The organism is Sphingopyxis sp. H053 (assembly GCF_001468225.1).
Classification (GTDB): domain Bacteria; phylum Pseudomonadota; class Alphaproteobacteria; order Sphingomonadales; family Sphingomonadaceae; genus Sphingopyxis.
The window spans coordinates 1-21,341 of record NZ_LNRU01000006.1 but is presented as its reverse complement, the minus strand read 5'-3'; the positions used below and the strand labels follow the sequence as shown (position 1 = coordinate 21,341).

Sequence of the window (21,341 nt, the reverse complement as noted above, 5' to 3'; positions counted from 1 at the left end):
CCTATTTCCTCCCGAACAATTTTTCGACATCGTCCATCGCGAGCTTCACCCAGGTCGGCCGCCCATGGTTGCACTGGCCGCTGTGCGGCGTGACCTCCATCGTGCGGAGCAGCGCGTTCATTTCGGCGACGCTGAGCGTGCGCCCTGCCCGCACCGATCCATGGCACGCCATCGTCGCGGCGACCAGTTCGAGCCGTTCGCTGAGGCCGAGCGCGGCGTCATAGCCCGCGAGATCGTCGGCGATGTCGGTCACCAGTTTCTGGCAATTGATCGCCCCCAGCATCGCCGGGGCTGCGCGCACCATCACCGCGGCGGGGCCGAAGCGTTCGAGTTCGACGCCGAGCGCCGCGAGCTGCGGCGCGGCGGCTTCGAGCCGGTCGCACGCGGGCTCGTCGAGTTCGACGACTTCGGGCAGCAGCAGCCCCTGCGACGGCACCGCCTGCCCGCCCATGCCGCGGCGGAGTTGTTCGAGCACCAGCCGTTCATGCGCGGCGTGCTGGTCGACGATGACGAGGCCGTCCTCGGCTTCGGCGACGATATAGGTTTTCGCGATCTGGCCGCGTGCGATGCCGAGCGGGTGCGCCCCGGCCTGCGGCACCGGCGCGGTCGCGGGTTCGGCCCGGCCCATCGGGAGCGCATCGCGCGATGGGGCGAAATCGACGATGCGGTCGTGAAGCAAGGCCGTCGTCGCGAGATCGCCCTCCGCCCCGAAGAGATGTGTCGCCGGCGCGTGCGGGTATGGCAGATGCGCGGCGAACAAGGTCGGCGCAGGGGGCTGCGGCGCCACGGGCTCCTGCTGCCACGCCGCAAGCGCCGCCTCGGCGGGACGCTGGACGCTGCGGAAACCATGCTCGTCGAGCGCGCGGCGGAGGCCGCCGACGATCATCCCGCGAACGAGCTGCGGATCGCGGAAGCGCACCTCGGTCTTCGCCGGATGGACGTTCACATCGACCTCGCTCGTCGGCACGTCCAGGAAGAGCGCGACGACCGGATGGCGATCGCGCGCGAGCAGGTCGGCATAGGCGCCGCGCAGCGCACCGACGAGCAGCCGGTCCTTTACCGGACGCCCGTTGACGAACAGATATTGATGGTCGGCGATGCCGCGATTGTAGGTCGGCAGGCTGATCACGCCGCCCAGATGCACCTCGCCGCGGTCGATATCGACCCCGATGCTGTTCGCGGCGAGATCGCGCTGCGTCAGCGCCGCGACGCGCGTCAGCTGGTCCTGCCCGCCCTGCACGTCGAGCACGCGGCGTCCGTCATGCTCGACGATGAAACCGATGTCGGGCCGCGCCATCGCGAGGCGCTTCACGACGTCGAGGCACGCGGCATATTCGCTGCGCCCGCTGCGCAGAAACTTGCGCCGCGCCGGCACCCGCGCGAACAGGTCTTCGACCATCACGCGGGTGCCCTTGCCCAGCGCCGCCGGGCCTTCGGCGACCACCGCACCATTGTCGACGACGCGCTTCCAGCCGTCGCCGCCCGCGACGCGGCTTTCGAGCGTCAGCCGCGCGACGCTCGCGATCGAGGGCAGCGCCTCGCCGCGGAAACCCAGCGTCGTGACGTCCTCGATCGCATCGTCGGGCAGCTTCGACGTCGCATGGCGTTCGAGCGCGAGCGCCATGTCGGCGGCGGTCATGCCGCAGCCGTCATCCTCGACCTCCAGCCGCGAAATCCCGCCCTCGGCGATTCGCACCGAAATGCGAGTCGAACCGGCGTCGATGGCATTTTCAACCAGTTCCTTGAGCGCCGCGGCAGGTCTTTCGACCACTTCACCGGCCGCGATCCGATTTACTAGCTTTTCGGGCAGGCGACGTATTGACATGGCCGCTCTCCTAGCGCAGTCGAACGCAAATCGCGACCCATCCGCACAGCCCTGATCATTTTGTCCAGCCACCCCAAAAGGAAGAGCCGGAATCTCCCCCTGATTAGCTGTCGCCGGCCGGGCGCGCCGGTAAAATCACGACAGGGGCGCGCCCATCATGGACGCGGCTTCGATGACAGGAAGCAGTATCGATGTCCTTCTTTTCCCGCTGGTTCAAATTCAATTCCCAAGACATGGCTATCGACCTCGGCACCGCGAACACGGTTGTCTATGTGCGCGGCAAGGGAATCGTGCTGAACGAGCCCTCGGTCGTCGCGGTCGAGACGCTGAACGGGATCAAGCGCGTGAAGGCGGTCGGCGACGACGCCAAGCTGATGATGGGCAAGACCCCCGACAGCATCGAGGCGATCCGTCCGCTGCGTGACGGCGTCATCGCCGACATCGACGTCGCCGAACAGATGATCAAGCACTTCATCACCAAGGTGCACGGCGGCAAGCCCAACGCGTTCCGCAGCCCCGAAATCGTGATCTGCGTCCCCTCGGGGTCGACCAGCGTCGAGCGCCGCGCGATCCGCGACGCGGCATCGAACGCGGGCGCGAGCGAAGTGTGGCTGATCGAGGAACCGATGGCCGCGGCGATCGGCGCCGACATGCCGGTCACCGAACCGATCGGATCGATGGTCGTCGACATCGGCGGCGGCACGACCGAAGTCGCGGTGCTCTCGCTCCGCGGCCTCGCCTACACCACCTCGGTCCGTGCGGGCGGCGACAAGATGGACGAAGCGATCGTCTCCTACGTCCGCCGACACCATAATCTGCTGATCGGCGAAGCGACCGCCGAGCGGATCAAGAAGGATTTCGGCATCGCGCGCATCCCCGCCGACGGCGTTGGCCTGACGATCCACATCAAGGGCCGCGACCTGGTGAACGGCGTGCCCAAGGAAATTTCGATCAATCAGGCGCAGATCGCCGAAGCGCTGTCCGAACCGATCGGCACGATCGTCGAGGGCGTCCGCATCGCGCTGGAAAACACCGCCCCCGAACTCGCCGCCGACATCGTCGATCAGGGCATCGTCCTGACCGGCGGCGGCGCGCTGATCGCCGAGCTCGACGAGCTGCTCAAGGATGCGACCGGCCTGCCGGTCACGGTCGCCGATGATCCCTTGACCTGCGTCGCGATCGGCACCGGCCGCGCGATGGAAGACCCCGCTTTCCGCGGCGTGTTGCAGCAAGCCTGATCGGGTACAGCTGAAGCATGGTCCGCCCGGCACATCGACGTCCGGGACAATCCCGAAAGGCTCAATACAGCCTGTTCGTTGCCTATGTCATCGCGGTGACAGGGGCAGTGGCGGGCCTGTTGCTGGCGATCCTGTCGGTCGTTGATCCCATCGGCTTCGCCCAGCTGCGTGTGGCGAGCCAGGAAATCGCCGCGCCCGTCGCACGCGCGTCGCGGTCGGTGATCGGGTCGATTTCGGGCATCGACGATACGGTCGGCGCCTATGTCGCTGCGGGCACGCAGAACCGGCGGCTGCGCAAGGAACTCGCCGACACGCGGCGCGAACTCGTCGCGACCAGTTCGCTGCAGGAAGAGAACCGCCAGCTCAAGGCGCTGCTCAAGCTGCAGGAAACCGACAAGACCGCGCTCGCCAACGGCTATCTGCTCACCTCGACCTCGACGAGCAGCAAGCGCATCGCGCTGCTCAGCATCGGGCGCAACCTTGGCGTTGCCGCGGGCCAGCCGGTGCGCGGCGCCGACGGCCTGATCGGCCGCGTGCTTGGCGCCGGCCCCTCGGTATCGCAGGTGCTGCTGCTCACCGACGTCGACAATATCGTCCCCGTGCGCCGCGCGCGCGACGGTCTGCCCGCGCTCGCCAGCGGCCGCGGCAATGGCGATCTCGACGTGCGCACGCTCAATATCGCGAACAACCCGTTCAAGCCCGGCGATATCCTCGTCACCTCGGGAACCGGCGGACTCTATCCGCCCAATATCCCGGTCGCGATCGTCGTGCGGCGTCAGGACGACGGCGCCCTCGCGCGCCCGCTCGCCGACCCGGGCAAGGTCGATGCGGTGTCGGTGCTGCGCCCCTACACCCCCGACAATATCGAAGCGCAGGGTCTGCCCGGCCCGGCGACGCCGCCCCCCGCCCCCGCCGGCGCGCCATGAACCAGAAGGGTCCGCGCCTCGGCGAACCGGCATCGCTGTGGCGGATGCGCATCGTTCCGATCGCGAGCGTCATGTTCGCCTCGGCGCTGCCGCTGATGCTGCCGCTGATCGCCAACTCGCCGGTGCTGCCGCCGCTCGGGCTGCTCTTCTTCCTGTGCTGGCAGCTGCTGCGCGCAGAAATGTGGCCGGTGTGGATCGGGCTGCCGCTCGGCCTGTGGGACGATCTGTTCAGCGGCGCGCCGATCGGCACCGCGATGGGGCTGTGGACGGTCGCCAGCATCGCGATCGCCTATTCGTCGCAGCGCATCTATTGGCGCGGCTTCTTTCACGACTGGGCGATTGCCGCGGCGTCGGTCGCGATCATCCAATCGCTCGCCGCGCTGATCACCCACCCGCATGCAGCGACCGGCCGCGTGCTCGGCCTGGTGGTGCCGCAGATCATCGTCTCGGCGCTGCTCGTCCCGCTGTTCATGCGCCTGACCGGCAAGTTTGACAATTTCCGCCTGAAACGCCGATAGACTGGTTCCAATCCCCTAATGCCGAAGAAGAAGAGTCCGCCGATTACCGAAGCCTGGAGGGGCATAACCTTCACCCGCCGCGCGCTGGTCGTCGGCGGTGCGCAGGCGGCGGTCGGCGTCGCGCTCGCAGCGCGCATGGCCTATATTTCGGTGGTCGACAACGACCGCTATGTCCTTGAATCCGAAAGCAACCGCGTCAATCTGACGCTCGTGCCGCCGCGGCGCGGCTGGATCGTCGACCGCAGCGGCAAGGCGCTTGCGAACAACCGCGTATCCCTGCGCATCGACATCATTCCCGATCGCCTGCACAACAAAGAGCTGGTGCTGGGGCAGCTCCAGACCCTGCTGCGCCTCGATGGCGACACGATGGAACGCATCAATCGCGACCTGAAGGCCGCATCGGGGTTCCAGCCCGTCGCGATCAAGGAAGACATGACCGAGGCCGAGTATAGCTCGATCCTCGTCCGCCTGCCCGAACTGCCCGGCATCGCACCGCAGCGCGGTTTTGCCCGCAACTATCCGACCGGCGCGGCGGTCGGCCATCTGATCGGCTATGTCGGCGCCCCGAACGCCGAGGAATATCAGAAAGCCAAGGATCCGCTGTACATCACGCCGGGGTACAAGATCGGCAAGGATGGGCTGGAGAAATATTTCCAGGACATGCTGAAGGGCCAGCCGGGCGCGCGGCGCGTCGAGGTGACCGCGCGCGGCAAGGTCGTCCGCGATCTCTCGACCCAGCCCGACGTACAGGGCAAGACCGTCCACCTGACGATCGACGCCGACCTGCAGGAATTTGTCGCGCGGCGCATGGGGCGCGAGTCGGGCGCGGCGGTCGTCATCGACTGCCAGAATGGCGATATCCTTTCCTTCGTCTCGATGCCGAGCTTCGATCCGAACAGCTTTTCGGACGGGATCAGCAGCAGCGAATATGCCTGGCTGCGCGCCGACGATCACCAGCCGCTGATCAACAAGGCGACGCGCGGCCTTTATCCGCCCGGATCGACGCTGAAGCCGATGGCCGCGATCGCCGCGGTCGAACATGGCGTAGACCCGAGCGAGCGTCACACCTGCGTCGGCGGCTATCGGCTCGGCAGCCGCTTCTTCCGCTGCCTCGGCACGCATGGCAGCCTCGATATGCCCTCGGCGATCATGAAGAGCTGCAACAGCTATTTCTACTGGCTCGCGCACCGGCTCGGCTACGACGCGATGGCCCCGACCGCGCGGCTGCTCGGGCTCGGCGAGGAATATCAGCTTGCGGGCAGCAACCAGCGCTTTGGCACCATCCCCGACAGCGCGTGGAAGATGAAGAAGTATGATCAGGAATGGTCGGCCTCGGACTCGCTTAACGCCGTCATCGGACAAGGCTATGTGCTCGCCAATCCGCTCCAGCTCGCCGTGATGGCGGCGCGGATCGCGTCGGGACGCCGCCTTTACCCGCGCCTGATCAACCGCGAGTTCAAGAATGAGCCCCTGCCCTTTTCGCCCGAAGCGCTCGCCGTCGCGCGCCAGGGCATGGACCTCGTCGTCAACGGCGCAGGCACCGCGGTGCGCAGCCGCCTGCCGCTCGACGGCATCACGATGGCGGGCAAGACGGGCACCGCGCAGGTGCGCGGGCTCGGCACCGGCAACGGCAAAAGCGGGACGTGGAAATTCCGCGATCACGGCCTGTTCATCGGCTTCGCGCCGGTCGTCAATCCGCGCTACGCAACGGCGGTCGTGATCGAGCATGGCATGGGCGGATCGCGCGCCGCAGCGCCGGTGGCCAAGGATTTCATGACTTTCCTCTTCGACCGCGAAAAGGCGATGGAAGCGCTCGAAACCTTCGAAGCCGGCTGGGGCGGCACCATCAAGGAACGCATGGACCGCGACTATGCCGCGTGGAAGGCGGGTGCGTCGAAGCCTGACCCGGAGCTCGCACAATGATCCCCGTGCCGCCCGCCATCCAGCGCATCCCCTGGAAATTGATCGCGATCCTCGCGGGCATCACCGGTTTCGGCCTGCTCGTCCTCTATTCGGCGGCGGGCGGCAACTGGTCGCCGTGGGCGCTCAATCAGGGCGTGCGCTTCCTCGTCTTTCTGACCGCGGCGCTGGTAATCGGCCGCTTCCCGATCCGCATTTTCGAGGATTTCGCCTATATCGCCTATATCGGCATCCTGATCCTGCTGATTGCGGTCGAGCTGCTCGGTTTCGTCGGCGGGGGCAGCCAGCGATGGCTCAATCTCGGCTTCATGAACCTTCAGCCGTCGGAGCTGATGAAGGTTGCGATCGTCATCGCGCTCGCGCGCTTTTATGCGCAGCTTCCCCCCGGCAACACGCGGACCTTTACCGCGCTGTGGCCCGCGCTGGTGATGATCGGCTTTCCGGCCGCACTCGTCATGCTGCAGCCCGATCTCGGCACGGCGCTCGCGATCTGCATCGGCGGGGTCGTGGTGATGTTCGTCGCCGGCTTGCCCTTCTGGTGGTTCGGCAGCACCGCGGTCGCCGGGCTCGCGGCGCTCCCCATCCTCTTCTCCTTCCTCCATGATTATCAGCAAAAACGCGTGCTGATCTTCCTCGACCCCGAAAGCGATCCCCTGGGAGCCGGCTATCATATCAGCCAGTCGAAGATCGCGATCGGTTCGGGCGGTATCGGCGGCAAGGGTTTCCTCAACGGATCGCAAAGCCACCTCGATTACCTCCCCGAAGGCCATACCGACTTCATCTTCGCCACGATGGCCGAGGAATGGGGGCTGATCGGGGGGCTCGCGCTGCTCTTCGGCTTCTTCCTGCTGCTGCGCTGGTCGACGCGCGTCGCATTGAAGGCGCGAACGCGCTTCGGACAGCTCACCGCCGCCGGCCTTACGATGACGATCTTTTTCTATATCGCGATCAACCTGATGATGGTCATGGGTCTCGCCCCCGTCGTCGGCATTCCGCTGCCGCTCTTTTCCTATGGCGGTTCGTCGATGCTGACGATCATGACGTGCGTCGGCATCATGCTCGCGATCGAAAACGACAGCAAAACGGGCACACGCCGCTTTCATTGAGAAAAAACTTCGGCAAAAAGCCATCGGGGGCATTGCCATCCCCCCGGAGCCATGATAGCGGGCCGCTCGCTTCGCAGCAAAGAGCACAACTCTTCGCAGCAAGGCACGCCTGAAATGGCAGTGGACGCATAGCTCAGTTGGTAGAGCAGCTGACTCTTAATCAGCGGGTCCTAGGTTCGAGCCCTAGTGCGTCCACCAAATTTCCCAATAATATCAGAATAATAGACACCATTCCCGGGCACCCTGACGCAATTTGACACCCGGGCGCTCCTATGGGTGCCATATGGGTGTCATCGCGACGCCGATCATTAGCGGACCTTGGTGGTCGCCGACAGACAAGGGAATCCATCTGGCTCCAGATTCGGCGTTGCCAATAATCGCTCTCTGAGAGCCTTGTTCTCACCCGCTGCCTTGCCGCACCTTTCGGCCTGCCCAGCTAGTGGCTCGAGTGGCGCCTTGCATCTCAAACAGACGCTATCCGTCAGCGAGACGGACAGACAACATAAGAGTAATGGCCTGTAGAGGACCGTCGGCTTTTAGATGAAAGTTGCAATAAACAGACCTTGGACAATGACAACCATTGGGAAAAAGCAAATCTCGCTAGCGGATTTGTGCGCTGCAGCGTACAGGCGCCGCTATGAGGATCGCGATTATCGACACCAGCGCCGGGCGAGCGGCCGTCATATCTGATGGCCTGCGCGAGGCGGGCCTCGACGATCTGGTGCTGATAGATCCTGCCGGCGCGCTGGTCGCGCAGATCGAGGCGGCGAAACCCGAAGTCATTCTGATCAACCTCGAAAACCCGAGCCGTGATCTGCTCGAGGATTTCTTCGCCATGTCGCGTGCGCTCGCGCGGCCGATCGCGATGTTCGTCGACCAGAGCGACGCAGAGGCGACCGGCGCGGCGATCGACGCGGGCGTGTCGGCCTATGTCGTCGATGGCCTCTCGAAACAACGGATCAAGCCGGTGATCGACCTTGCAATCCGCCGGTTCCAGGCCTTCTCGACGCTCCAGCGCGAGCTCGACGAGGCAAAGAATGCGCTCGCCGAACGAACGACAATCGACCGGGCGAAGGCGATCTTGATGAAGCGGCGGCAGATCGACGAACCCGCCGCCTATGCACTGCTCCGCGGCCAGGCGATGCGGACCAATCGGCGGATCGGCGAAATCGCCGAAGCCATCGTCACAAGCGAAGCGCTGCTGGGAGACATGGAATGACCGAGAGCTTCCGTATCGGCTTCCTGCCGCTCGTCGACGCCGCCCTCCCCATTCTCGCGCACGAACTCGGCTTAGCCGCGCGCGAGGACGTCGCGATCGAGCTGGTCCGCGACATGACGTGGGCGACCGTGCGTGATCGCCTGCTCTATGGCCATACCGACGCCGCGCACATCATCGCACCGCTGGCGATCGCCACCGCGCTCGGCCGCGATCGCCCGCCCGTCGCGATGGCGGTGCCCTTCGTACTGGGGCTCAACGGCAATGCCGTGACCTTTTCGATTGCGCTCGCCCGCGCGGTCGGCCTCGGCGAGACGCTGGGCGATCCGGCCGCGATCGGCGCGGCGCTGCGCGAGGTCGCCGCGGCGCGCAAGACGGCGGGCAAGCGGCTGCGCTTCGGCGTCGTCCATCGCTATTCGAGCCACAATTACATGCTGCGCTATTGGCTCGCGGGCGTCGGCATCCATCCGGACGCCGATGTCGAGATCGTCGTCACCAGCCCGCCTTTCGCCGCCGACGCGCTCGCCGCTGGCGAGGTCGACGGCATCTGCGTCGGCGAACCGTGGAACTCGATCGCGGTCGATCGCGGGGTCGGACAGATTGCGCTGGCGACCGCCCAGATCTGGCGACGCGGGGTCGAAAAGGTGCTCGCGCTGCGCGAAACTCTAGTCCACGAGCGCCGCGACGCCGTCGAAGCGCTCATCCGCGCGCTCCATGCCGCAGCGGCACATTTCGTCACGCCCGAGGCCGCCGAGGAAAGCGCCGATATATTGGCGCGTCCCGAATATCTGGACGCGCCGCGCGATGCGGTATTGCGCGCGATCACCGACCGCATCCGTGTCGTCCCCGGCGGCGAGCCGATCCATTATCCCGATTTCATGTTCCAGTATCGCGAGGCCGCGAACTTCCCGTGGCGCAGCCAAGCGGCGTGGCTTTATTCGCAAATGATCCGCTGGGACAACAATGTCTTCTCCGAAGCCGACGCCGCAACGGCTTCCTCGGTCTTCCGTCCCGACATCTACCGTGCTGCACTGGCCGGCACCGGCGCGCCCCTCCCCGGCGCCTCGTCGAAGCTCGAAGGCGGCCTCGACCAACCCATCGGCGCGGGCTCGGTGCAAGGCCGCCTCGTGCTCGGAAACGACCGTTTTTTCGACGGCCGCGCCTTCGACCCCGACGATATTCCAGCCTATCTTGCTGGACTTGAATGACTTTTCCGGCCGTTTAAATTTATGCTGCACCTGCGAAATAACCGCTTGCGGGACAACGGCGAATCAGGCAGGTTAAGACCACTCGGCAAAGCTGCCGGGGCAGGATAGAGCGGCGACGGCTCCAACGAGGGGGCCGGTCCGCGAGGCGGGTGGGAAGCCTTTTCTCACATTCCGACATGGCAATGAAGCCGTCAGGATGCGCCCGCATAGCCGCCGTCCTGGCGGCTTTTTTATTGCCCGTCGCACAAGGGGACGGACGATGACGACAGCAAGTGGAGCAGCCGGAACGGCGCCTGGATCGGGGTTTTGGAACAGCGGGCATTGGCCGACGCTGGTCGCAGCCTTTCTCTATTTCGACCTCGCCTTCATGGTGTGGGTGATATTGGGGCCGCTCGCCCCGTCGATCTCGGAAGCCCTCGGCCTGACCCCCGCTCAAAAGGGCCTGATGGTCGCGGTGCCGACGCTGGCGGGCGCGGTGCTCCGCTTGGTCAACGGCCTGCTCGTCGATCGCATCGGGCCCAAGCGGTCGGGCGCGATCAGCCAAACGATCGTCATCGCGGGCCTGTTCACCGCTTGGCTCATGGGCGTGCACAGCTTCACTGGCACACTCGTGCTCGGCGTGATCCTCGGCTTCGCGGGAGCAAGCTTTGCGATCGCGCTGCCGCTCGCTAGCCGCTGGTACCCGCCTGAGCATCAGGGCAAGGCGATGGGCCTCGCCGGGATGGGCAATTCGGGCACCGTGCTCGCCGCGCTCTTCGCCCCCGGCCTCGCCAAGCTGTTCGGCTGGAACGCGGTGCTCGGCCTCGCCTGTATCCCGCTGACGATCGTTTTCTTCATCTATCTCGCGATGGCGAAGGACGCGCCGGGCGCGCCGGCACCCAAGAAGCTGGTCGACTATTTCGAACCGCTCAAGACCGCCGACGCCTGGTGGCTGATGGCCTTTTATTCGGTGACCTTCGGCGGCTTCGTCGGCCTCGCCGCCTCGCTGCCCATCTATTTCACCGACCAGTTCCACCTCACCCCGGTGATGGCGGGCTATTGCACCGCAGCCTGCGTCTTCGCCGGATCGCTGGTGCGGCCGATGGGCGGCGCGCTGGCCGACCGCATCGGCGGGGTCAAGGCGCTGATGATGGTCTTCGTCGTCGCCGCGCTGGCGCTCGCCGGGGTGCCGCAGGCGGCGACGCTGCCCGCCGCGCTCACCCTCTTCGTCATCGCGATGCTCGCGCTCGGCACCGGCAACGGCTCGGTGTTCCAGCTCGTGCCGCAGCGCTTCGCGAAAGAAATCGGCGTGATGACCGGACTTGTCGGGATGGCGGGCGGCGTCGGCGGCTTCTACCTCGCCTCTTCGCTCGGCTTTGCCAAGCAATGGAGCGACAGCTTTGCGCCGGGCTTGTACATCTTCGCGGGGCTCGCCGTCCTCGCGCTGGGCGCGCTGCTCTTCGTCAAGGGCCAGTGGCGCAGGGCATGGGGCGCGGCCGAAGGCGTGCGGATCTAGTCATGACCCGCACCCTTTTCATCCTGCTGGCGCTCGCGCCGGCCGGGGTGGCGCACGCCCAGGACGTCACCCTCAAGCCGCTCGGCGAAGCCCGGCTGCGGTACGAAAATGTCGATCAGGACGGCCTGGCCGCCGGTTCCGACGCCCTGACCCTGCGCATCCGCGCCGGGGTCGAGGCAAAGACCGGACCCTGGTCGGCACTGGTCGAGGGTCAAGGCAATCTGGCGGTCGTCGATGAGTATTTCGACGGCCTCCACGGCCCCGCCACCCGCCCGCTGATCGCCGATCCCGACAACATCGCCCTCGCCCGCGCGCAGATCCGCTACAGCCGCCCGGCCTTCACGGTCACGGCGGGGCGCCAGCGGATCGCGCTCGACGACGAGCGTTTCGTCGGCGGCGTCGGCTTTCGCCAGAACGGCCAGAGCTTCGACGCGGTCCGCGCCGAAGTGACCCCGATCAAGGGCGTCAAGGCCGACCTCTCCTATGCGTGGAGCGTCCGCACCATCTGGGGCATCGACGGCGCGGGTCCGCGGCAACAGGCGGTGTCGGGCGACAATGTCTTCGCCAACCTCAGCGCGCAAACCCCGGTCGGAAAGCTCGCTGCCTTCGCCTATCTGGTCGATCAGGACGAGGCGGCGGTGCAGGCCTATCGCATGTCCAGCCAAAGCTATGGCGCGCGGCTCGACGGCACGCAAAAGCTCGGCAAGGCGAAGCTCGCCTATCAGCTCAGCTATGCGCGCCAGTCCGACTGGCACCGCAACCCCAATGACTATGCCGCCGACTATTTCCTCGCGGACGTCGCGGTCGACTTGGGCGGTCCCCGGCTTGGCGGTGGTTATGAAATACTGGGCGCTAGCAATGGCACCGCGCTCACCAGCTTTCAGACCCCGCTCGCGACCGGCTTCAAATTTCAGGGCTGGGCCGACAAATTCCTCACCACCCCGCCCGACGGCGTGCGCGATCTTTATGCAAGCTGGGGCTGGGGCTGGAAAGCGGTCGGCCCGCTCAAGGCGGTGACGCTGCAAGCGGTCTACCACGACTATCGCAGCGACCGCGCCAGCCGCGCCTACGGCGAAGAGATCGACCTGCTCGCCAGCGCAAAGCTCGGCAAACTCACCGCCTCCGCCCGCTACGCGCACTACGACGCCGACACTTTCGCCACCGACACCGACAAATTCTGGCTGCAACTGGACTGGATGCTCTGATGGAACACCGCCCCCTCAAACCCGACGCCGATACGCGCAAACATCTGGTCGTCGTCGGCAACGGCATGGCCGGCTGCCGCGCGGTTGAGGAATTGCTTGCGCGCGATCCGGACCGCTACCGCGTCACGATCTTCGGCGCCGAACCGCGCGTCAATTACAACCGCATCATGCTCTCTCCCGTGCTTGCGGGCGAGAAATGCTTCGACGATATCGTGATCAACGATGCCGACTGGTATGCATCGAACGGCATCGCACTGATCGCGGGCGACCCGGTCGCCCATATCGACCGGGCGGCCAAGACGGTGACGACGCGCGGCGGCACCGTCGAAACCTATGACCGGCTGCTGATCGCGACCGGCTCCGATCCCTTCATCATCCCCGTCCCCGGCAAGGATCTGCCCGGCGTCATCGCGTTCCGCGACATGGACGATGTCGACACCATGCTCGCCGCCGCCGATGCAGGCGGTGACGCGGTGGTGATCGGCGGCGGTCTGCTCGGCCTCGAAGCCGCACACGGCCTGTCGCTGCGCGGCATGAAGGTCACGGTCGTCCATCTGATGCCGACGCTGATGGAGCGCCAGCTCGACGAGGCCGCGGGCTGGCTGCTCAAGAACGCGCTCGAAGCGCGCGGCCAGACGATCCTGACCGGCGCCGACACCGCCGAGATCGTCGGCGACGGCAAGGTCGAGGGCGTGAAGCTGAAGAACGGGACGCTTATCCCCGCCAGCCTCGTCGTCATGGCGGTCGGTATCCGCCCCTCGACCGCCCTCGCCCGCGACGCCGGGCTCGCGGTCGGGCGCGGCATCCAGGTCGACGATCATATGGTCACCAGCGACCCCGCCGTGCTCGCGGTCGGCGAATGCGTCGAGCATGACGGTCAAGTCTACGGCCTCGTCGCGCCTTTGTGGGATATGTGCCGCAGCCTTGCCGACGGGCTGGTCGAGAAGCCGACCGGCTATCGCGGCTCGGTGACCTCGACCAAGCTCAAGGTGTCGGGGATCGACGTCTTCTCGGCGGGCGATTTCTCGGGCGGCGACGGGTGCGAGGATATCGTGCTGCGCGACGCGAGCCGCGGCGTCTACAAACGCGTGATCGTCAAGGACGACCGCATCGTCGGCGCCGTCCTCTACGGCGATACCGCCGACGGCAACTGGTATTTCGACCTGCTCAAACGCCAGGAGGATGTCTCCGACCTCCGCGACCTCTTGATCTTCGGCCAGGCCTTCGCCGCAGGAGGCGGCGCGGCGGACCCTAAGGCGGCCGTTGCGGCGCTCTCGGACGATGCCGAGATCTGCGGCTGCAACGGCGTGACCAAGGGCCAGGTCGTCTCGTGCATCGCCAAGGGCGCGCACAGCCTCGACGCGGTGCGCGGCACCTGCAAGGCGTCGGCGAGCTGCGGCAGCTGCACCGGGCTTGTCGAGAATCTGCTCGCGCTGACGCTCGGCGACGGTGTTCAGAGTGGCCCCAAGACGATGTGCAAATGCACCAGCTTCGGCCACGACGACGTCCGCCGCGAAATCGTTGCGCAGGCGATGCGTTCGATCCCCGAGGTGATGCAGAAGCTGCACTGGACGACCCCCGACGGCTGCTCCTCGTGCCGCCCCGCGCTCAATTACTATCTGCTCTGCGCGCTCCCCGGCGATTATGTCGACGATCAGCAGAGCCGTTTCGTCAACGAGCGGCTGCACGCCAATATTCAGAAGGACGGCACTTATTCGGTCGTGCCGCGCATGTGGGGCGGGCTCACCAATCCGCGCGAGTTGCGCGCGATCGCCGACGTCGTCGAAAGGTTCAACGCGCCGATGGTCAAGGTCACCGGCGGCCAGCGGCTCGACATCTTCGGGATCAAGAAGGAGGATCTGCCCGCGGTCTGGGCCGATCTCAATGCCGCCGGGATGGTCTCGGGCCACGCCTATGGCAAGGCGCTGCGCACGGTAAAGACCTGCGTCGGATCCGAATGGTGCCGCTTCGGCACGCAGGATTCGACCGGCCTCGGCGTCAAGCTCGAACGGATGAGCTGGGGGAGCTGGATGCCGCACAAGTTCAAGATCGCGGTATCGGGCTGCCCGCGCAACTGCGCCGAGGCGACGATCAAGGACTTCGGCGTCGTCTGCGTCGACAGCGGCTATGAACTTCATGTCGGCGGCAATGGCGGGATCCACGTCCGCGTCACCGACCTGCTCTGCAAGGTTGCGACCGAGCAGGAGGCGATGGATTATTGCGCCGCCTTCATCCAGCTCTACCGCGAGGAGGCCCGCTATCTCGAACGCACCGCGCCGTGGATCGAGCGCGTCGGGCTCGACTATGTAAAGGCGCATATCGTCGATGACGATGCGGGCCGCGAGGCACTCCGCGCGCGCTTCCTCTACTCGCAAAGCTTCAGCCAGGACGACCCCTGGGCCCAGCGCGCCGAGGGCGCCGAGGCCGAACATCATGCGCCGATGGCGCGCTTCACCCCGCAGGAGGCTTTTGCATGACGACCACCGCAGACTGGCTCGACATCGGCTGGGTCGATCAGATCCCCGTGCGCGGCAGCCGCACCATCCAGGTCGAGGGCGGCGACGACATCGCCCTCTTCCGCACCGCCGAGGGCAAGGTCTTCGCCCTCCTCGACCGCTGCCCGCACAAGCATGGCCGCCTCTCACAAGGCATCGTCCACGGCGGGGCGGTCGCCTGTCCGCTGCACAATTGGCGGATAAGCCTGTCGACCGGCGAAGCGCTGGGCGAGGACAAGGGCTGCACCCCGACGGTGCCGGTCAAGATCGACGGCGGCCGCGTCCTGATCTGCCGCGCGAGCACGTTGAAGGCCGCCGCCTGATGACCGCCGCGGTCCGCACCACCTGCGCCTATTGCGGCGTCGGCTGCGGCATCCGCGCGACGGTGACCGGCGAGCGCAGTGTCGAGATCGCGGGCGATCCCGACCACCCCGCCAATCGCGGGCGCCTCTGCTCGAAAGGGACGCATCTCGGCGAAACGGTCGGGCTCGAGGGCCGCCTGCTCCACCCCATGATCGGCGCCAAGCGCGCGAGTTGGGACAAGTCGCTCGACCTCGTCGCGAAGAAGTTTCGCGAAACGATCGCCCGCCACGGCCCCGGCAGCGTCGCCTTCTATGTCTCCGGCCAGCTCCTGACCGAAGATTATTATGTCGCGAACAAGCTGATGAAGGGCTTCATCGGCACCGCGAACATCGACACCAATTCGCGCCTCTGCATGTCGAGCGCGGTCGCGGGGCACACCCGCGCATTTGGCGAGGATGTCGTGCCCGCGACCTATGACGATCTGGACGCCGCCGACCTGTTCGTTCTGATTGGGTCGAACGCCGCCTGGTGCCACCCGATCGTCTATCAGCGCATCCGCGCGCGCTGCGAGGCGGGCGCAAAGCTCGTCGTCATCGACCCGCGCCGCACCGAGACCGCCGAAGAGGCCGATCTGCATCTGGCGATCCGCCCGGGCAGCGACGTCGCGCTGATGGCCGGCCTGCTGCAGCACTGCCGCGAGGTCGGGGTCGTCGACGAGGCCTATCTCGCCGCGCATGTCGCCGAGCCGGAAGGATTTTGGGACCAGCTTGGAGAGGGGAATGACCTGTGGTCGGTGGCGCGCATTTGCGATGTCCCCGTCGCCGACCTCAGGCATTTCTATGATCTGTTTGCAGCGACCCCGCGTACCGTGACCTTGTTCAGCCAGGGGATCAACCAGTCGACCGCAGGCACCGATCAGGTCAACGCGATCACCAACCTCCATCTCGCGACGGGGCGCATCGGCAAGCCCGGCGCCGCGCCCTTCTCGATCACCGGTCAGCCCAATGCGATGGGCGGGCGCGAGGTCGGCGGGCTCGCCTCCACCCTCGCCGCGCATATGGATTTCGCCCCCGAAAACCGCGACCGCGTCCAGCGCTTCTGGGCCGCGCCCGCGATGGCCGAAAAGCCGGGGCTGAAGGCGGTCGACCTGTTCCGCAGCATCGGCGAGGGACGGATCAAGGCGCTGTGGGTGATGGCGACCAACCCCGCCGTGTCGATGCCCGACGGCAATGCCGTGCGCGAGGCGCTCGCCTCCTGCCCTTTCGTCGTCGTCAGCGATGTAGTCGAAAACACCGACACCAGCGCCTTCGCCCACGTTCGCCTCCCCGCCGCAGCATGGGGCGAAAAGGACGGGACTGTTACCAATTCGGACCGCACGATCAGCCGCCAGCGCGCGCTGTTCCCGCTCCCCGGCGAGGCGATGCCCGACTGGTGGATTGTCAAGGAGGTCGCGCGGCGGATGGGATGGAAGACCGCCTTTGCCTATGATCGCCCGGCCGATATCTGGCGCGAGCATTGCCGCCTGTCGACCTACGACAATGATGGCGCGCGCCTGTTTGCTCTGCCCGACGCGGCGCAGGGCGGCAACTCCGCCTATGATGCGATGACACCCTTTCGCTGGGGCGGCGACCACCCCTTTGCCGGCGGCCGCTTCCCGACCGACGACGGCCGCGCGCGGCTTGTCCTCGTCGCGCAAAAACCGCTGCCCGAACCGCTCGCCAAATGGCCGCTCACCCTCAACACAGGGCGCTACCGCGACCAATGGCACAGCATGACGCGTACAGGCCTTGCCCCGAAACTGGCGCGTCACCGCGAGGAGCCGCTCGTCGAGGTCCACCCCGACGACGGCGCACGGCTCGGCCTCATCGACGGCGGCCTCGCGCGCGTGGACACCCCGCAGGGCGACAGTCTTTACCGCGTCGCCTTCCACCCCGGCCAGCGGCCCGGCGAGCTGTTCGTGCCGATCCACTGGACCGATCGGACGTCGAGCGGCGGGCGCACCGGGCTGCTTTCCCGCCCGCTCGTCGACCCGTTTTCGGGCCAGCCGGGGTTCAAGCGCACCCCCGCGTCGATCGCCACCGTCACCCCCAAATGGCGCGGTTTCCTGCTGCTATCGCGCGAACTCGCTGCCGCCCCGCGCTGCCTGTGGGCGACGCGCGTCGCGGTGCCGTCGGGCGTGATGTGGGAGGTCGCGGGCAACGGCGACCTCAAAGCCATCGAGGCGCTGCTCCCCAAGGGCGAGCACATCGAGGCACAGGACGCCGCGCGCGGCACGCGGCGCATCGCCATCGTTGCGGGCGGCCGCCTCGCCGGCGCTTTGTTCGTCACCGAAACCGGCGAGCTGCCCCCGCGCGACTGGCTGATCGCGCAGCTCGCCGCGCCCGAGGTGGCCCCTACCCTGCTCGCTGGCCGCGCGCCGGGGGTGCAGGCCGACCGCGGCCCGATCATCTGCGTCTGCTTCGACATCGGGCTCAAGACCATCGTCGCGGCGATCCGCGACCAGCGCCTGACCGATACCGCCGCGATCGGCACCGCGATCGGCGCCGGCACCAATTGCGGCTCGTGCCGCCCCGCGCTCGCGCGCATCCTGACCGAGGAGAAAAGCGATGCAGCCTGACGATTTCGCACCCGGCAGTGTCTGGCTCGTCGGCGCCGGCCCCGGCGATCCCGACCTGCTGACGATGAAGGCGGTGCGCCTGATCGAGCGCGCCGACATCGTCTTCCACGATGCACTGGTCGGAGACGGCGTGCTGGCACTGATTCCGCGCGCGAGCGAGAGGGTCAGCGTCGGCAAACGATCCGGACGCCACTCGAAAGACCAGAAGACGATCGACGCGCTGCTTGTCGAAGCAGCAGCCTCCGGGAAACGTGTTGTTCGCTTGAAGGGCGGCGACCCGTCGATCTTCGGTCGCTCGGCCGAGGAGTTGAGCGCGCTAAAAAAGGCCGGATACGCAGTTGACATCTGCCCTGGCATCACCACAGCCTGCGCGGCTGCCGCGTCGGCGGGGATATCTCTCTCGCTGCGCGGGGTGGCACGTGACGTTCGTTTCGTCACCGCACACAGCAAGCGCGGGGCGGCGCTCGACATCGACTGGTCCTCGCTTGCTCACGGCGGTTCGACCCTTGCCTTCTACATGGGTCGCGACGCCGCCGGCGAGATCATGCGTGGTCTGATGCAGGCAGGAATGTCGGGCGGCATGCCCGTGATGATCTGCTGCAACGTCAGCGGACCCGATGAGCAACGGCTGGCAACGCGGCTCGACCTTCTCGAACTCGCGACCGGATCCTTCGCCACGGATGCTCCGACGCTGATCCTCGTCGGCGAGGCCATCGAACAAGTCGACGCTGCACAAATTGCTCCGGCGAACTGCGCGAGACAGATGCATGGGTAAGCACGCAGCCATCCCGGCATCCGGCGCCTGCGCCGCGTCGATCGATTTCGACGGTGCTTTGGGCATCGTCGCGGCGCATGCCCGTCCCCTCGGCAAGCAAAGCGTTTCGTTGGCCGATGCAGGCGGGCGATATCTCGCTGCACCGGTCTTCGCCCGGATCGACGGACCCCGGCGGGACTGCGCGGCCATGGACGGCTATGCGGTCCGCAATGCCGACCTGAAGAACGGAACCACACTTTTACGATCGAAGGGCACGAGCTACGCGGGCGGTGCCGAGCCGGGTGCAATCTCGGCGGGAGAAACCTGGCGCGTAATGACGGGCGCGCCCTTGCCTCATGGTAGCGACCGCGTCGTGATGATCGAACATTGCCGGCATCGCGGCGACGTTGTGGTGCTCGACGCTCCGCCGCTCGGCAAACCGCACGTCCGGAAGGCCGGTTCTGATTTCCTCGCGGGCGACGCGCTTCTTGCTGCGGGCACGAGGATGACGGCGGCGAGGTTGGTCGTGGCCGCTTCCGCCGACCGTTCCGAGGTCGAAGTATGGCGCCGTCCACATATCCTGCTGGTCGCGACCGGCGATGAAATCCTCGCGCCGGGATGTGCATCGCGGATGCTGAACGCGATCCCGGACAGTCTAAGCCTCGCAATCGAGCATTTGTGTGCGTCCGCGGGCGCGGACGTCGTCACCGCCTTGAGGCTCCCCGACAATGAGCGAGCGATTGCCGACGCGCTGGAAAGAGCCGCCGCCGACGTGGTGGTTATAATTGGCGGTGCCTCACGCGGCGACCGCGATTTCGGGCGCTCGGCCTTGGCAACGCTCGGGTTGGAAGTCGCTTTTGCCGACGTCGCCATCAAACCCGGCAAGCCGGTCTGGTATGGCCGGTTGGGGCAAACACATGTCCTTGGGCTACCGGGAAACCCCACGGCTGCCTTTACGATCGCCTCGCTGTTCCTCGCGCCGCTGATCGCGGGCCTGTCCGGAGGAAAGGTATCGGACGCGCTGCCTTGGCAGCTCAGACACGCGACGAGGCCGATCCCGGCCAATGGACCGCGTGAGGCATTCTTGTGCGCATCGCTGTCCTGCGAGGGTGCCGAGATTTGCGATCGCCAGGATGCTTCGGGGCAGGCCACGCTTGCTTTGGCAGATTGCCTCGTGCGCCGCTCCGCCGACGCGCCTGCGACCAATGAGGGCGAACTCGTACTGGTACTCCCGCTGTGCTGAAGGGCCTCTTGCTCGACCGGCTTCGCGTCCATGCACCGCCGGATCGCCGGGTGAGTCAGACGAACTCGGTGAGCCTAGAAGCGACGCTCGCCGCAATTTGGCAAGTGATCGAATGCGGCGGCGGAGAGACACTGTCTGCGGCAGAAATCAAGATCTGGAACACAGCGGTCGTGATCTCTTATATGTCCTCCAGCGCGAGCGATCATATTCCTGCGAATGCCAAGGTTCTCAGCTGGGCGGCCGCCCGCGCCGGCTTCGAAGACATGGGCCTGCCAGCCGCAGCGACATTCGTGACGTCCCTGGTTGCCGAGCTCGCCTTTCGGACCGAAATGGACCCTCGCAACCGTCGGGGCGAGACAGATTCCCTCGTCCGGCTTGCCAAGTTGAAACAGCAGTTTTCAGCCATCGAGGAGCAACATGACCTCTGGGAATTGCTACGAAGAATGATCGAGCGAACCGCTCGATAGCTTCGCGCTTTCGGCTGACAAAAAAATGCGCCCGCCGCATGAAATCGACGGGCGCAAGATGAAGATTTCTGTCCCCCTTCGAGGAAGAGCTCTTCTGGGTCGCGTGGCGCAAATAGCGCGACACGCCGATTCTTGATTGTATGAAAGCGCCAAAAACGTTCGCTAGTCTCGTAGCATTGCGCTGCAGCAAGCGACGAGTGCTCGATTGCGGACCGGCAGCTGCCAGGAATGATGAGCGGTCAGCGGCCGTGAAGCGCCCAGAGTTCATTCATCGTTGGGTTTGGCGCCAAGCCTTCGGATTCAAGGCTTTTATCCGCTGAAATGCGGCGGCAATCGTTCGTGATGGTTGGAGCTTTGGCCTGATTCTGGGCTTGCTACTCTTCGCAACAGGAGCGGCGTTGGTAAGCGTTACGCTCACGAAGTATCCGATGCTACTTAGCTGGCTAGTTTTGTCAGTTTGAGCATTTCTCCTCGGTGAAGTGATCATCGACGGCAGCCATCAAAGCCGCAGTTTCGTTTTTACGACGACAGCGGTCCGCCAAGCGACGGCACCGATCAGCGGAGTGAGACGGCCAAGGACGGGCTCTGGAAATGCTGGTTCAGATCGGATTACGGCGCCTAGCAAGGAACGCGCGAAGACTATCCGTTGGAACAAGAGTAGATCTGCCGATCTTGATCGTTTCAATCTCACCAGCGGCAATCATCTGTTAGCGTCCGCGCTCGTGGTGTAATTTCCGGTGTAGGCGATGGTGTATTCCGGGGTGGGGCATGCCCCACCCCGGAATGCGGCGTCGCTGGTGGCCAC

Annotated in this window: 16 protein-coding genes and 1 tRNA gene; 16 read left to right on the top strand and 1 reads right to left on the bottom strand. The window is 66.0% G+C overall.

Annotated elements, in window-relative coordinates; genetic code table 11:
- Position 1 precedes the first annotated feature (1 nt).
- A complete protein-coding gene (mutL, locus tag ATE70_RS12550; protein WP_058538261.1) occupies positions 2-1,825 on the bottom strand; it encodes a DNA mismatch repair endonuclease MutL in 1,824 nt (607 codons plus the stop codon).
- Positions 1,826-2,016: 191 nt separating this feature from the next.
- Between mutL and ATE70_RS12545 the strand changes: the two genes are divergently transcribed.
- From ATE70_RS12545 to ATE70_RS12470, 16 genes are all read left to right on the top strand, one after another.
- Positions 2,017-3,063 carry a rod shape-determining protein gene (locus ATE70_RS12545; protein WP_056370044.1) on the top strand — a complete coding sequence of 349 codons (1,047 nt, stop codon included), beginning with the start codon at positions 2,017-2,019 and terminating at the stop codon, positions 3,061-3,063.
- Positions 3,064-3,080: 17 nt separating this feature from the next.
- Positions 3,081-3,989, top strand: coding sequence for a rod shape-determining protein MreC (gene mreC, locus ATE70_RS12540; protein ID WP_058538260.1), 909 nt, complete (start codon positions 3,081-3,083; stop codon positions 3,987-3,989).
- Positions 3,986-4,507, top strand: coding sequence for a hypothetical protein (locus ATE70_RS12535; protein WP_058538259.1), 522 nt, complete (start codon positions 3,986-3,988; stop codon positions 4,505-4,507). Before mreC ends, ATE70_RS12535 begins: the two co-directional genes overlap by 4 nt.
- Positions 4,508-4,525: 18 nt before the next feature.
- The gene (gene mrdA, locus ATE70_RS12530; protein WP_058538258.1) at positions 4,526-6,430 is read left to right on the top strand and encodes a penicillin-binding protein 2; all 1,905 of its coding nucleotides are present in this window, start codon (positions 4,526-4,528) and stop codon (positions 6,428-6,430) included.
- Complete coding sequence (rodA, locus tag ATE70_RS12525) at positions 6,427-7,533, top strand: rod shape-determining protein RodA (protein WP_058538257.1); 1,107 nt, start codon at positions 6,427-6,429, stop codon at positions 7,531-7,533. The genes mrdA and rodA overlap by 4 nt, the downstream gene beginning before the upstream one ends.
- Before the next feature lie 122 nt (positions 7,534-7,655).
- Positions 7,656-7,731, top strand: a tRNA-Lys gene (locus ATE70_RS12520).
- A gap of 439 nt (positions 7,732-8,170) precedes the next feature.
- Positions 8,171-8,752, top strand: coding sequence for an ANTAR domain-containing response regulator (locus ATE70_RS12515; protein WP_058538256.1), 582 nt, complete (start codon positions 8,171-8,173; stop codon positions 8,750-8,752).
- Positions 8,749-9,957: a CmpA/NrtA family ABC transporter substrate-binding protein gene (locus ATE70_RS12510; protein ID WP_058538255.1), complete on the top strand. Its 1,209-nt coding sequence runs from the start codon at positions 8,749-8,751 to the stop codon at positions 9,955-9,957. The genes ATE70_RS12515 and ATE70_RS12510 overlap by 4 nt, the downstream gene beginning before the upstream one ends.
- 259 nt (positions 9,958-10,216) lie before the next feature.
- Positions 10,217-11,452 (top strand): nitrate/nitrite transporter, encoded by a 1,236-nt coding sequence (locus tag ATE70_RS12505; protein WP_058538254.1) that lies wholly within the window; start codon positions 10,217-10,219, stop codon positions 11,450-11,452.
- A gap of 2 nt (positions 11,453-11,454) precedes the next feature.
- The gene (locus ATE70_RS12500) at positions 11,455-12,657 is read left to right on the top strand and encodes a hypothetical protein (protein WP_058538253.1); all 1,203 of its coding nucleotides are present in this window, start codon (positions 11,455-11,457) and stop codon (positions 12,655-12,657) included.
- The gene (gene nirB / locus ATE70_RS12495; protein ID WP_058538252.1) at positions 12,657-15,134 is read left to right on the top strand and encodes a nitrite reductase large subunit NirB; all 2,478 of its coding nucleotides are present in this window, start codon (positions 12,657-12,659) and stop codon (positions 15,132-15,134) included. Before ATE70_RS12500 ends, nirB begins: the two co-directional genes overlap by 1 nt.
- Positions 15,131-15,475 (top strand): nitrite reductase small subunit NirD, encoded by a 345-nt coding sequence (gene nirD / locus ATE70_RS12490; protein WP_058538251.1) that lies wholly within the window; start codon positions 15,131-15,133, stop codon positions 15,473-15,475. The genes nirB and nirD overlap by 4 nt, the downstream gene beginning before the upstream one ends.
- Complete coding sequence (locus ATE70_RS12485) at positions 15,475-18,072, top strand: nitrate reductase (protein WP_058538250.1); 2,598 nt, start codon at positions 15,475-15,477, stop codon at positions 18,070-18,072. The genes nirD and ATE70_RS12485 overlap by 1 nt, the downstream gene beginning before the upstream one ends.
- On the top strand, positions 18,062-18,847 hold the full coding sequence (cobA, locus tag ATE70_RS12480; protein ID WP_058538249.1) for a uroporphyrinogen-III C-methyltransferase: 786 nt from the start codon (positions 18,062-18,064) through the stop codon (positions 18,845-18,847). The genes ATE70_RS12485 and cobA overlap by 11 nt, the downstream gene beginning before the upstream one ends.
- Positions 18,840-20,069, top strand: coding sequence for a molybdopterin molybdotransferase MoeA (locus ATE70_RS12475; protein WP_058538248.1), 1,230 nt, complete (start codon positions 18,840-18,842; stop codon positions 20,067-20,069). The genes cobA and ATE70_RS12475 overlap by 8 nt, the downstream gene beginning before the upstream one ends.
- On the top strand, positions 20,063-20,536 hold the full coding sequence (locus ATE70_RS12470; protein WP_058538247.1) for a hypothetical protein: 474 nt from the start codon (positions 20,063-20,065) through the stop codon (positions 20,534-20,536). The genes ATE70_RS12475 and ATE70_RS12470 overlap by 7 nt, the downstream gene beginning before the upstream one ends.
- The last annotated feature ends 805 nt before the right edge of the window (positions 20,537-21,341 follow it).

Bases quoted from the DNA above. Each gene is read 5' to 3' on its own strand.
- mutL (WP_058538261.1), bottom strand. From the start codon at position 1,825: ATGTCAATACGTCGCCTGCCCGAAAAGCTAGTAAATCGGATCGCGGCC.
- ATE70_RS12545 (WP_056370044.1), top strand. From the start codon at position 2,017: ATGTCCTTCTTTTCCCGCTGGTTCAAATTCAATTCCCAAGACATGGCT.
- mreC (WP_058538260.1), top strand. From the start codon at position 3,081: ATGGTCCGCCCGGCACATCGACGTCCGGGACAATCCCGAAAGGCTCAA.
- ATE70_RS12535 (WP_058538259.1), top strand. From the start codon at position 3,986: ATGAACCAGAAGGGTCCGCGCCTCGGCGAACCGGCATCGCTGTGGCGG.
- mrdA (WP_058538258.1), top strand. From the start codon at position 4,526: ATGCCGAAGAAGAAGAGTCCGCCGATTACCGAAGCCTGGAGGGGCATA.
- rodA (WP_058538257.1), top strand. From the start codon at position 6,427: ATGATCCCCGTGCCGCCCGCCATCCAGCGCATCCCCTGGAAATTGATC.
- ATE70_RS12515 (WP_058538256.1), top strand. From the start codon at position 8,171: ATGAGGATCGCGATTATCGACACCAGCGCCGGGCGAGCGGCCGTCATA.
- ATE70_RS12510 (WP_058538255.1), top strand. From the start codon at position 8,749: ATGACCGAGAGCTTCCGTATCGGCTTCCTGCCGCTCGTCGACGCCGCC.
- ATE70_RS12505 (WP_058538254.1), top strand. From the start codon at position 10,217: ATGACGACAGCAAGTGGAGCAGCCGGAACGGCGCCTGGATCGGGGTTT.
- ATE70_RS12500 (WP_058538253.1), top strand. From the start codon at position 11,455: ATGACCCGCACCCTTTTCATCCTGCTGGCGCTCGCGCCGGCCGGGGTG.
- nirB (WP_058538252.1), top strand. From the start codon at position 12,657: ATGGAACACCGCCCCCTCAAACCCGACGCCGATACGCGCAAACATCTG.
- nirD (WP_058538251.1), top strand. From the start codon at position 15,131: ATGACGACCACCGCAGACTGGCTCGACATCGGCTGGGTCGATCAGATC.
- ATE70_RS12485 (WP_058538250.1), top strand. From the start codon at position 15,475: ATGACCGCCGCGGTCCGCACCACCTGCGCCTATTGCGGCGTCGGCTGC.
- cobA (WP_058538249.1), top strand. From the start codon at position 18,062: ATGCAGCCTGACGATTTCGCACCCGGCAGTGTCTGGCTCGTCGGCGCC.
- ATE70_RS12475 (WP_058538248.1), top strand. From the start codon at position 18,840: ATGGGTAAGCACGCAGCCATCCCGGCATCCGGCGCCTGCGCCGCGTCG.